This is a genomic window from Streptococcus sp. Marseille-Q3604, assembly GCF_916619785.1.
GTDB lineage: Bacteria > Bacillota > Bacilli > Lactobacillales > Streptococcaceae > Streptococcus.
Map to the genome: position 1 here is coordinate 488,621 of NZ_CAKAKM010000001.1, position 13,101 is coordinate 501,721.

Below are 13,101 nucleotides of genomic sequence, written 5' to 3' on the forward strand. Positions count from 1 at the left end.
TCCCTTTTTATATCAAAAAATCCCTAGACTTTTGTCTAGAGACTCTATTATTTACTAGGATCAGAACACTAAGCTCTATAAGTGCTCAGTACCCTCTCTTGAAGCCAAGATGATGATAAGACATATTCTCACTATTGTAACTATTCCAAATAAAATAACCAAAAATTGCCAATACTAATAAGAAACAAATTCCCAAAACGGCTAACCATATGATTTGTTTCTTTAAGCTATCATACTCACTCATATAGCCATTATGAAGTTTAATGAGTTCATTTCTTTTTTTGTTACTTGACTCTTTAGCAATAGCTATTTCTAGCTCGTACATCTGGTGCTTCCATGAATTCTTAGAAGTGCCTTTTTTCATTTTATTGTTTGAAAGGTTGCTGTTGCCTTTCTCAAAGTTATTTTTTTCAGTCATATTTCCCTCTAAAATCTTCTTTTAGTCCCTATCATTATAACATATGTAAAACTATCTGAAAAGTTCATTTTTGGTTAAAATTTTGAGAAAGATAATTAAAACATGAAAAAGAACCAGAGGGAAACTTCTTATGTTATACTCTATGTATGCATAAGAAAACTGTTATTGATTTTAAAGAACTTGGTGTCAGACAAATCTTTACAGACGCCATTAAAGAACTAAAAACAAAGGACATTAAGGAAGTCAAACCCCTTTTAGATGAACTCGAAGCCTATCAAAATGAAGGTTATTATGCAGTAGGTTATGTTTCCTATGAAGCAGCCCCTGCCTTCGAGACAAAATTTCAGGTTATTGATGGTCCATTAATGTCTGAGTATCTCCTCTACTTCACTGTTCATGAAACTGTTCAAACAGAGCCTATTCCACTTACTTATGACCCTATTACCTTACCAAAATCTTGGCAAGAGCTAACTTCTGCTGAGGAATACAAGGCTGCTATTGAGCATATACACCACCATATTCGACAAGGTGATACTTATCAGGTCAATTATACTGTTCAACTTCAACAGAACCTGACAGCTGATCCCTTTGCCATCTATAACCGATTGGTTGTTGAGCAAAATGCCCATTACAATGCCTTTATTCAGCACGATGATGTTTCTATCATTTCTATAAGTCCAGAACTCTTCTTTAAAAAAGATGGCGATAAGTTGACTACTCGTCCTATGAAAGGTACTACCAATCGAGGTTTAACAACTGAAACTGACCTTGCACAAGCAAGATGGCTAGCTCAGGACCAGAAAAATCGCTCTGAAAATATGATGATTGTCGATCTTCTTAGAAATGACATGAATCGTATTTCTAAAATAGGAAGTGAAGATGTCAAGAGCCTTTGCCAAGTTGAACAATACTCTACAGTTTGGCAAATGACTTCGACAATTGAAACGCAACTCCTGACAAATAGAAGTTTATGCGATGTCTTCCAAGCCCTTTTTCCATGCGGATCGATTACAGGTGCCCCAAAAATAGCAACCATGGAGATTATTAAGAAGGTTGAAAAACAGCCTCGAGGTGTTTATTGTGGAGCTATTGGAATCTTGGTGCCACAGGGACCTAGTATTTTCAACGTAGCCATTCGGACACTACAAATGGAAGAAACCAAGGCTATCTATGGTGTCGGAGGGGGGATTACCTGGGACAGTAACTGGGAATCCGAATACGAAGAAACCAAGCAAAAAGCTGCTGTTCTATACCGTCAGAACCCAAAATTTGATCTCATTTCTACCGGTCGTATTCATCAAGGAAAACTTATCTTTCTGGAGGAGCATATAAAACGTTTACAAGAGAGTAGCCGATACTTTGACTATCCTTTCAATGCAGAAAAAGCTCACAATCAAGCCACAGCTCTGTGCCAATCACTAGATCTTGACACAGACTACCGTCTTAAATTGTCCCTTAAAAAAGATGGTGAACTGAAGTTTGAACATAGCCAATTAACAAACTTATCTGATGACTTTTGCCAAGCACGGTTAGTTGAGCAAAGACATCCGTTGGATAGCCCCTATACCTTCTTTAAAACAAGTTACCGTCCTCACCTTAGTATCGAACCTCACGAACAAATCTATTATAATCACGAGGGACAACTCCTAGAAACCTCTATCGGTAACATCGTTCTTAAAATCGAAGACCAACTCTACACACCACCAGTTCACCTCGGCCTCTTAAATGGCATCTACAGACAAAGTCTTATAGCTGAAAATAAGCTGAAAGAAAAAGTCCTGACTGTAAAAGACCTGAAACAGGCTCAGGCCATCTACGGATGTAATGCGGTGAGAGGGTTGTATGAATTGAAGGTGGAGAAATAAATCAAAAAAACTGTACAATTTTTACTATTCTATATGTAAACTAATGAACCATTACATAGAAAGGTATTGATATGACCTATCAATTAAAACTAAATGATTTTGTAAATATAATCGAAAATAAATCAAACTTTAATCCAGATGATCTGATTCATATCTGTAAACGATACAAGAATCCTAAAAGAGACTATCTCTTTGTTAATAAATATCAAGCTAAACATTATCCTAGTCAAGCCAATACAACAATTCAGCTTTTTAAAGAACTTTACGAACAAATTAAAGATCATTTAAGTTCACAAGAACGCATACTCATCATCGCCTTTGCCGAGACTGCTACTGCCATCGGTCAAGCCATCATGCATTTTTGTTTGGAAAATGATGACCTAAACGCCGTTTTCTACCTACAAACAACTCGAGAAGATTTGGATACAACTATCCAAACACTTTCATTTGAAGAAGAACATTCTCACGCAACAAATCAGAAATTGTATTACCGTGAGGTCATTCCTGAGTATGACACTATTTTGTTTATTGAAGATGAAATTACGACAGGAAATACTATTCTTAACTTCATTACTGAATTTAAAAAATTGAATAAAAGAACTAAGTATGCAGTGGCTTCCATCCTTAACTGGCAAAATATGGCTCATGCTTCTACTTATAAAGAAGAAAATATCGACACTATCTACTTGATTAAGGGACACCTTAAGGATGATGTTCCAACCATTTCTATCGATTATCAGAGTCTTCCCGAGAACAACTTGGATCAAAATGAAAAGGTTACCTTATCTTCTAAAAATAATCCACGTCTTGGATTAACTCAAACTGAATTCAGAAATTACAGCAAGTCTCTTGAGACTCTCATTTCTAAGTTAGATGACTCCCCACTAGATCGAGACTCGTATGAAGTAAGAGTAATCGGAACTGAAGAAAATATGTGGCTTCCAATTCTCCTTGCACAAGAAATTGGTGCGAAGGTTCGTTCAACGACACGAAGTCCTATAGCTATCTCAACTGAGGATAATTACCTCATCAAAAATGCTATTCATCTCCCTAGCGCATATGATAGCCAACGATCAACATACCTTTACAATGTAACTGAGGAAGTTGACCGCTACATCGTCGTCTACGAAGAAATGACAAAGGCTTTTGAAGATTCCATCAAGGAACAATTACAGCCATACTCAAGACAAGAAATTATTTTTATCCAACAATAAAACAAATATAAATAGGAGGAAACGCATGCGTTTTGTTCGCACCAGTTACCCAGCAGAAAGTGTAACTTTCTTACTACAAGATGTTAAAGGAAAAGTCCCCATCTTAGATACTGCAGAACGTGAGAAATTAAACCAGCAAGGTATCCATTATTCTGAAATGCTTCCTTTAGAATACGCACCTACAAAAACTTACATGGACCTTTACTTTAATAGCTTAGACCAACTCTCTTTTGAAACAGCATCTGCCACAGTCGCTCTTGCTGAAAAATTATGGAGTTCAAAAGGACCTGAACTTGTTCTAGTTTCACTTGCCAGAGCAGGAACACCTATCGGCATTCTCGTTCAACGTTATCTCAAAGCTAGATACGGGGTAACGCCACCGCACTACAGTATCTCAATTATACGTGGGAAGGGGATTGACTCAGCAGCTATGCATTATATCGTTGACCGTCATGCTGCTGAAAATATTCAATTTATAGACGGTTGGGTCGGTAAAGGAGCCATTAATACTGTTTTAGATGAAGCCTGTCAAAAACTTCGAGCTCAAAAGAATTTTCAAAAACTTGATAGTGAACTTGCCGTATTGAGTGATCCAGCATCGGTAACAAAGCTTTATGGAACTAGACAAGATTTCCTTATCCCAAGTGCATGTCTTAATGCAACAGTTAGCGGTCTTGTTAGTCGAACAGTTAAATTACCAACTATGACTGAGGACGAATTTCATGGTGCTATTTTTTATGAAGAAAACTTAGCTATTGATCAATCAAACGCGTTTTTAGAAACCGTTGAAAAGCACTTTAATGATTGCGACCCCAACTATTTCTCTCCTTCCTCAGAAGAGTTAAATGAAGACTTTAAGGGTATAGATGAAGTAAAACGTATCGCGAAAGACTTTAAAATTAAAGATATCAATAAAATCAAGCCTGGTGTTGGTGAAACAACTCGTGTTCTACTTAGACGCGTACCTGATCGGATTCTCATTCGCAAAGATGCTAATCCCAAATATCTCCAACATATTTTACAACTCGCAGAAGAAAAACAAGTTCCTGTTGAATATTATCCACTTGAAAAGTACAATGTTTGTGGCATCATTAAAGAGCTAGCAGATCTATAATCCATCAACAATTATGAAAATCATTATAGTTCGTGTTTTATCTTGACACCGCTTTAATGAATACATAGAATAGTAGTATCTTGAATAAGTTCTATATAAAGATATAGCTTATTTGGGAAAAGACTCATTGTGCCGGAAGGGGGTGACTAAATGAGTCTAAGCCTCCAACAGATTCCATTTGAACTTTGGAGAAGAAAATCGGAAAGAAAGGGCATTCGTCCACAATTTAACCCCGTCTTCACTTCCTACATCGGTGTGGAAAATCAAGGGAAATATAACGATGTCCTTGCAACGATTTATTCAAAAATTCAGGCTGATCCTCACCATACTATCTTTTTTGATGGTGAGATTCTCCTAGATGTAGATTTCGACTTCATCAATGCTATAAAAAATGAACTTGCCAATATGGATGTGACACAACTCTCAAAGCAAGATATCACTCTTTTTGAGAACTCTGATTTGAATCACGTTTTTTTAAATGCTTTTGAATATGTCGTCAATCTTGCCATAAGACAAGAAAAATTTTTAAACGATAGTGTTAAAAACAACTTTATCTGTAAACTATTACTTTATGCTCACTTATATATACAGAACTTAGATTATTCTGAATTAGATTTTCATGCAAACCATTGCTTCTACTATGGTGATATTTCGCGTCATGATATTTATTTTCTAATGCTCCTCTTTATAATGGGGTTTGATGTTGTTTATATTAATCCATTGCGAGAGTGCGAGTACTGGAAAGAAATCGACTCAGATAAGCTCTGTAGAAAGCATAAGAATTCACAAATATTACCCATTCAAAGTTTTCTTCAACGAGCCTCTGAAGGTCATATCATTGAAGAAAATCGCTCAATTACTTTAGAATTGGAAGAACAAATTGAAAAAGAGCTATTCTCAAATTCAGGTATCTATCGTCCTTGGCAATTTCGTAATGGTACGACTTCTCCAATTTTTTTCAATGGTACCTTAATCGATCTTGAACAAAACTGGAAAGTCCCAGCAAAACTCAGACAAGGCTTTAAAACACAAGGGAAAACCGTCTATGTTCCTACTTTCTTCTTTGACATTGAAGGTGAATATAAGAATTCAGACGAATATGTAAACCTCATTAAAACCTGTATAGAGCATCCAAATAGTCTATTTCTATCCTCAACAGCTAACTTCAATCTCATTAGTCCAGGTGTTGAAGAATCCGATAAGTTTCAATTGACATTTTGTCAACTAAGCAATGGTAAATTTGATATAGAAGAAATCATGAAATTGCCTTTCTATCGTTATTCATCATATAATGATGAAACTGAAAAATTCATCCTTTCAAAAATCAATGAGACTATTGATGACCATCGTTTCTTCAAAAAACCGATTTCTTCCAAAGAAGAGATTTTGGACTTTGCTATGATGATATTAATGTTAGATAAAAAAATCATCAGAACTATTGACAGTTTCGATTTTACCAACGATATTCCCAAACTAGTTATTTTTCTAGAAGAGGAAGAACAAATTTCAAAACGTCAGGCTTATTTAATTGCTTACCTTAATAAAATTGGATTTGATATTGTCATCTTTTCACCAGCTGGTTTATCTAACTTAAATAGTTATATTCAAAGTGATTACTTTAATTCCATCCGTTTAGATAAAATAAACTATGAGCGACGACTATCAGATTTAAAATACAAACAGAGGAAGCAGAACTTTTTTAGTAAATTTTTTAGTTAAGGAGACTATAAATGGCTATTAATACCGGAGAATTCGGTGCTACTACGACCGGATCACCTACAAATGAGATGCAGATGACACAACCAGAAGTCTTAACAGACAATGTTGCTTATAAGCAACGTCTGCGAGCTCTTCCAGAGGTTCAAAATCTAACCAATGAAATAGATATCACAAATGTTAATTCCATCCTTGCATTTGGTCAAAAACCTAGCGAGGGAATCTCTCAAACTTCAGATATGCTACTGTCTTCGATGCAATGCGTTAATACTGAAGAAGCCTCTCGTATGCTGACACAACTTACAAAGATTATGGATAAGTTCGACATCAAAGAGCTCGAAAATCCAGAAAACGCATCTATGCTTCAAAAGTTATTTGGCAAGATTAAAAATTCCATTGATAAATTGTTTGCCAAATATGAAGATATGGGAAAAGAAGTTGACAAGATTTATGTGATTTTAAAACAATATGAATCTCAAATTCATCAAACACAAGAAGATCTTGAAAAACAATATCGTACTAATGTTGCATATTATGAAGAACTCGAGAAGTATATCGTAGCTGGAGAGCTCGCTCAAGAAGAAATCGAAGCTTATCAAGCACAAATGATGCAACGAACCGATCTTACTGAACAAGAAAAGCAGACTCAACAACAGAAACTACAAATGATTAAGGATATGCTAAACCAGCGTACTTATGACTTGCAGATTGCTGAAAATGTTGCAATGCAAACTTGTCCCATGATACAGACGATGCAGATGGCCAACTTTAATCTTATGCGTAAGATTAATTCATCATTTATTATCACCTTGCCAATTTTCAAACAATGTTTAGTACAGGCTATTCAACTAAAACGACAAGAAATCCAAGCGAAATCAATCAGTCAATTAGATGAAAAAACGAATGAGCTTCTACTACGTAACGCTCAAAATACAGCAACTCAGTCTGTAAATATTGCTCGAATGGCTGGTGGTAGTGCGGTGCAGATTGAAACCCTACGCTCAACCTATGAAACAATCAAAAAAGGTATCGATGAAACCAAACAAATTAGTCAACAAATTGCTGAAAAACGCAAGACTGATTCCGTTGAGTTGGAAAATATGAAGGCGGATATGGCTGAAAAAGGGTTTATTAGCGCGCATTAATTATATGGAGGGAAATTATTATGGATTTCACAAGACTTAATAATGGTTCGCAACCATCACTTAATTTATCAAAAGGTAATGTGCTTGACCTTACTAAACAAGCACCAGCACTCAAGAACTGTGTTCTAGGTGGTGGTTGGGATATGGCCGTTGCTGGACCCACTGCAGACCTTGATTTGGCAGCTTTTCTTATTGAAGATAGTGGACGTGTGACACAAGTTCCGCAAGACGTCATCTTCTTTAACAATATGTCTGCTCCTGGAATTCGACTCGAAGGAGATAACCGTACTGGTGAAGGTGACGGTGATGATGAACGTATCCAAATTAATTTAGATGCCATCGAACCACGAATCACTCGTATTATCTTCTTCATGACAATTTTTGAAGCCGTTAGCAAAAAGCAAACTTTTGGTATGATCAAAAATGCTTTTGTTCGCTTGCTTGATGCAGATAATAATGATGCTGAAATTTGCCGTTATCAGTTAACCGATAACTATTCTGCAGATACTGCTGTTACAGCCTGTTCCTTAAACCGTGGACCAAACGGTTGGCAATTTGAAGCTATTGGTGAGGGAACAATTGCTGACCTCAATGGACTTTTGTCTCGCTATATGTAATACACTTAGGAAAGGAAACTATTATGGGACTTTTTGATAAACTACTTGGAAACAATTCAAACACACCAACAAACAATGGGCCTGAAGCGCCAGCACCGACTTTTGAGACTCTTTCTCAATCTTCACAAAGTCAAGGACGTGAAGTAAGCCTTGACCTTAATAAGCCAGGTATCCTTAATCTCCAAAAGAACGATTTCTTGAATCTTTCTAAGACACAGTCTACTTTAGAGAATATTCGAGTTTCTGCTGGTTGGGATGTACAAACAAAATTATTTGGTTCAGATTTTGACCTTGACCTTGTAGCTTTTCTCATAGATGAATCAGGTCGTCTAACTCAAAAAGCTACAAATGTTGTCTATTATGGTGATAAATCCTCTCAAGGTATCCACTTGGATCACGATAACCTTACTGGAGCAGGTGATGGTGACGACGAAAATATGTTCGTAAACTTTAATCAAGTCTCATCAGATGTCAAACAAATTGTTGTTGCGGTTGTCATTTACTCTGGTAAAGAACGTAAACAAAACTTTGGTCAAGTACGTAATGCATATGTTCGTTTAGTTGATGAATCACAACGTCCAGAACGTGAATTGGTTCGTTTCAACCTTACAGAAGACGGTGGTAATGCAACTGCAGTTAAATTTGCTGAGTTGAACCGTACTGATAACGGTTGGACATTTAAAGCCGTAGGTGATTATTTCAAAGCATCTATTGGTGAACTCGCAAAAGCATATCAATAATTTAATGTAAAGGAAGAAGAAAAATGGCTATTAATTTTACAAGTTTGGGTGGAGAAGTTTCAACACCAACTGAAGTCACACCTACACAATCTGGAATCTCACTAAATCTCGAAAAAAATACGGTCCTAGACCTTGCCAAAGCTGCACCTAGCCTCAATAATGTTGATTTATGTGCTGGTTGGGATATTGCTGTAAGTGGTGTCGACTTCGATTTAGACATCTCTGTTTTCTTATTAAATGAAGCAGGTAAGATTACTTCTGCTTCTGACGTTGTCTTCTACAATAATCCAGTAGCAAATGGTATTCAATTAAACGGGGATAATCGTACCGGTGCAGGCGAAGGTGATGACGAAACCATCACTCTAAATCTTCAAGCTGTCTCACCAACAGTTAATAAGATTGTCTGTGCTGTAACCATTGACCAAGCACTCGCACGTCGTCAAACATTTGGTATGGTAAATAACTCATACGTACGACTTGTGAATAAGGATACTGGTTCTGAACTATGTAAATTCCAATTAAAAGATGACTACTCTACTGATACAGCTGTTGTATTTGCCGAATTAGTACGTAATGGTGCTAGCTGGGCATTTCACGCTATTGGTCAAGGAAAACAAGCTGACCTTAATGGAATCGCAGCTCTCTTCAGTTAATAATAGAATTCTTTAGTTATCAAGATACTTATTTTTACTAAAATCACCCCAGAAAGTATTAATTCTCTAAAGAATATTTCTAGAAAGGATACAAACCTTAAATGAAAAAATTTAAAGGCTTGACTTCTGCTGAAGTTCAAGCAAGTAAAAACGCCCATGGCGATAATAGGCTTTCTAGTAAAGAGGCTAACTCGCTCCTCTCAATCTTTATCGAAGCCTTCCAAGATCAATGGATTCTTATCCTCTTGGCTGCCTTAGGATTAAAAATCATCTTCAACTTTGTTGGAATGATTTTCCCTTCTATTGGTGAAGCTAATTGGTACGAGGCTATCTCACTAATTTTCGCCATTTTGATGTCTACAGGATTCTCAGCAGTCTCACAATACCGAAATGAGCAAAAATTCAACACTCTTCAAGAAGAGGCTTCGAAAACTAATGCTAAAGTTTATCGTGATGGTAAACTTAAAGAGGTTCTCGTTGATGATATTGTAAAAGGTGATCAGATTCTCCTTCAATCAGGGGACAAGATTCCAGTTGATGGTATCATCTTGGAAGGTGAGTTAAAAGTCAACCAAGCTGTCCTTAATGGTGAAAGTGAAGATGCTAAAAAACTTCCTCTTGGTGATCAAAAAGAGCCAGACTCTTCGGATCTCTTTACAGAGCTCAAAGTCTTCCGTGGTACAGTTGTTACTTCGGGTGAAGCTGTTATGGAAGCTACACAAATTGGTGATAACACCGTTCTTGGAAGCATCAATACTTCTCTTCAAGAAGATAGTAAAGATTCACCATCTAAAGAGAAACTTAACAAGCTTGCTGCTAATATCGGTGTCCTCGGTTATAGTGCAGGTGCTGCATACTCAGTAATCAACCTTGTATTAGGCTTTATTGCCCTTAATAAGGCTAATAACCTCAATGGTGGCTCAATCTTCCTTCTTATCATTGAAACGATTCTCTTTGCAGTTACAATCATCATCATGGCTGTTCCAGAAGGTCTACCAATGATGTTGGCACTCGTTTCTTCAATGAACTCAGGTCGACTTTTAGCACAAAATATCTTGGTTCGCCATCCTGATACCATTGAAACAGCCGGATACATGAATATCCTCTTCAGTGATAAAACTGGTACCATCACAGAAGGTAAACTATCTGTAGTTGACTTTTTCCTTGCTGATGGAACACTTTATGCGGCTACTGGTGAAACTGATGCACCTGATTTTGACACAATGTCAGATAGCCTTAAAGCTGAAATGATTAATGGTATCGGTCTTAACAACGATGCCATGGTAGCTGATGGCAGTGCTGTTGGTAGTAACGCCACTGACCGTGCACTTCTTGATTTCCTTATTGGTCGTTCTCAACTTGATTTCGATACGAATAAAATTACTGAGAAGCAACAATTCAACTCAGCAACAAAATTCGCAAGTGTAACAACTAAGGACGGAAAAACTTACATCAAAGGTGCTCCAGAATTCATCCTAAATGACTGCTACTACTATCTTGATAAAGATGGTAATAAACAAAACTTTACAGATGATATTAAAGCTCGTTTCCAAGAATTGTCATTGGAACAAGCTAACCGTTCAATGCGTTTGCTTGCTATCCTAAATACAGATGGTAATGATAAAGTCTTGATTGGTATCGTATGTATCCGTGATAACGTTCGTTCTTCAATTAAACAAACTGTTGAAACAATGAACCGTGCGGGTGTTCAAGTAGTTATGGTAACTGGTGACCGTAAAGAAACCGCTGTTGCTATCGCTAAAGAAGCCGGTATCGTCACTGGAGAAAATGACCTTGTCCTTACTCACGATGAACTCTCTGCCCTCTCAGATCAAGAACTTAAACAACAATTGCCTCACTTAAAAGTGGTAAGTCGTGCCCTTCCAATGGATAAAAAACGTCTTATTGAGGCAGCTCAAGACCTTGATATGGTCGCTGGTATGACAGGTGATGGGGTCAATGACTCACCTGCCCTTAAATCAGCTGATGTCGGATTCTCAATGGGTGATGGTACTGAAGTCGCACGTGAAGCTTCAGATATCGTTATCTTGAATAACTCATTGACTTCGATTGAAAAAGCCGTCCTCTATGGACGTACTATGAGTAAGTCAGTAAGTAAATTCATTATCTTCCAGTTAACCGTAAACGTGACGACTATTGCCATGTCACTTCTCTCACCACTTTTGGGTCTCAAAGAGCCATTTACAATTATCCAAATTCTCTGGATTAACCTTATCATGGATACACTTGCTGCCCTTGCATTTGGTGAAGAGCCTACGCTAGACCGTTATATGAATGAAAAACCAGTTCCTAAGAAGGCAAACATCCTTACTGGATATATGAAATCTGCTATTGGTGTAGCCAGCGTCTTCATTACTCTTGTATGTTTAGCCATTCTTAAAAATGTTGGTGGTATCCAAGACTTTATCACAAATGGAACTGGCAACTTTGAAATGGTAACAACATTCACATTTACAGTGTTTATCTATGCTGTCATCTTCAACTCACTTAACACACGTAGTAATGGATTCAATATTTTTGAACATATCGGCGAAAACAAGAAATTCTCAATTGTAATGATTTCTATTGCTGTCGTTCAAACCTTGATTATTCAATTCGGTGGTAAAGTTTTTAGTACCGTTCCAATGGATGTTGAACACTATATCGTTGCTCTTCTTATCGCAGTTTTGATTATCCCTGCAGATTTTATCCGCAAGGCTCTTACAAAGAATAAGTAACTAGTTGACTAAAGACTAAGTAACTTATAAAATAATACAGAGGATTAGGTTTTATTCCTAATCCTCTTTTTAAAAATAGGAAGGTGTCTTATGATTTTTGCAACCGACTTAGATCGCACAATTATTCATTCATCAAAATTCGTCGATAATGTTAGTCAAGTTAAATGCATTGAAATACTAGATGATAAAGAAATTTCATATATGTCGCATTTAAGTATAGAACTGATTAATAAAATAAAAAATAATCCAAGTATTCAACTCATCCCAATTACAACACGTTCTTACGCGCAATTTAAGCGTGTACAGCCAGTTCAAAATCTTCCTTATGCTGTTGTCGCAAATGGAGGTATTATTCTCCATAACGGAGAGCCTCTACCAGAATGGGAGAAACACGTTGACTCAATATGTCGCCGTTTAGAGGATCAATATACAAACATACTTAAACTTTTAAATCAGTATAAGACACACTTAACAAAAGAACCTGTTCTTATTGATGATATCTTCTTTTTTACAAAGATTTCTGACGATAAAACTATCATCAATTACATCGATGAAGCTATGACTAGAGAACTAGAGGGAACTGAGTGGACACATACCATCCAAGGACTCAAACTCTATATTATCCCTAAAAAGATATCAAAAGGGAATGCTCTACTCTTTCTAAAAGAAAAATTAGAAGAGGACTTTGTGATAACTGCAGGTGATGGTAAAATGGATCAAACCTTTTTACCTCTTGGCAATGTAAGATGTATTCCTAATCAAAGTGAAATTTATCATCTGTTAGATGATAAAGAAAAATATACCATCGTCCCAGAAGGTTTAGCTGGCGCAGAAAAAATTCTTCAGCTTGTTCTAGATTATTCTGTGTAAGAGGAGTTACA

Annotated in this window: 10 protein-coding genes and 1 pseudogene; 10 read left to right on the forward strand and 1 reads right to left on the reverse strand. The window is 36.7% G+C overall.

Annotated elements, in window-relative coordinates; genetic code table 11:
- Positions 1 to 68: 68 nt before the first annotated feature.
- Positions 69 to 418 (reverse strand): annotated as a pseudogene (locus LG375_RS02210) (hypothetical protein).
- 146 nt (positions 419 to 564) lie between these two features.
- On the opposite strand from LG375_RS02210, the gene pabB reads away from it, so the two are divergent.
- The 10 genes from pabB to LG375_RS02260 all read left to right on the forward strand — a co-directional run bounded on the left by pabB (position 565) and on the right by LG375_RS02260 (position 13,090).
- Complete coding sequence (gene pabB, locus LG375_RS02215; protein WP_225745192.1) at positions 565 to 2,283, forward strand: aminodeoxychorismate synthase component I; 1,719 nt, start codon at positions 565 to 567, stop codon at positions 2,281 to 2,283.
- A gap of 71 nt (positions 2,284 to 2,354) precedes the next feature.
- Complete coding sequence (locus LG375_RS02220; protein ID WP_107373154.1) at positions 2,355 to 3,497, forward strand: phosphoribosyltransferase domain-containing protein; 1,143 nt, start codon at positions 2,355 to 2,357, stop codon at positions 3,495 to 3,497.
- Between the two features lie 25 nt (positions 3,498 to 3,522).
- Positions 3,523 to 4,611, forward strand: a complete 1,089-nt coding sequence (locus LG375_RS02225) for a cysteine protease StiP family protein (RefSeq protein WP_073690008.1) — start codon at positions 3,523 to 3,525, stop codon at positions 4,609 to 4,611.
- A gap of 150 nt (positions 4,612 to 4,761) precedes the next feature.
- On the forward strand, positions 4,762 to 6,330 hold the full coding sequence (locus LG375_RS02230; protein WP_225745193.1) for a YceG family protein: 1,569 nt from the start codon (positions 4,762 to 4,764) through the stop codon (positions 6,328 to 6,330).
- An 11-nt stretch (positions 6,331 to 6,341) separates the two neighbouring features.
- Positions 6,342 to 7,472: a toxic anion resistance protein gene (locus LG375_RS02235; protein ID WP_225745194.1), complete on the forward strand. Its 1,131-nt coding sequence runs from the start codon at positions 6,342 to 6,344 to the stop codon at positions 7,470 to 7,472.
- Between the two features lie 20 nt (positions 7,473 to 7,492).
- Positions 7,493 to 8,089 carry a TerD family protein gene (locus LG375_RS02240; RefSeq protein WP_070656036.1) on the forward strand — a complete coding sequence of 199 codons (597 nt, stop codon included), beginning with the start codon at positions 7,493 to 7,495 and terminating at the stop codon, positions 8,087 to 8,089.
- Between the two features lie 23 nt (positions 8,090 to 8,112).
- On the forward strand, positions 8,113 to 8,829 hold the full coding sequence (locus tag LG375_RS02245) for a TerD family protein (RefSeq protein ID WP_073690089.1): 717 nt from the start codon (positions 8,113 to 8,115) through the stop codon (positions 8,827 to 8,829).
- Between the two features lie 23 nt (positions 8,830 to 8,852).
- A complete protein-coding gene (locus tag LG375_RS02250; protein ID WP_048790426.1) occupies positions 8,853 to 9,482 on the forward strand; it encodes a TerD family protein in 630 nt (209 codons plus the stop codon).
- 101 nt (positions 9,483 to 9,583) lie between these two features.
- The gene (locus LG375_RS02255; RefSeq protein WP_225745195.1) at positions 9,584 to 12,220 is read left to right on the forward strand and encodes a calcium-translocating P-type ATPase, PMCA-type; all 2,637 of its coding nucleotides are present in this window, start codon (positions 9,584 to 9,586) and stop codon (positions 12,218 to 12,220) included.
- Between the two features lie 90 nt (positions 12,221 to 12,310).
- Positions 12,311 to 13,090 (forward strand): HAD family hydrolase, encoded by a 780-nt coding sequence (locus LG375_RS02260; protein WP_225745196.1) that lies wholly within the window; start codon positions 12,311 to 12,313, stop codon positions 13,088 to 13,090.
- Positions 13,091 to 13,101 lie beyond the last annotated feature (11 nt).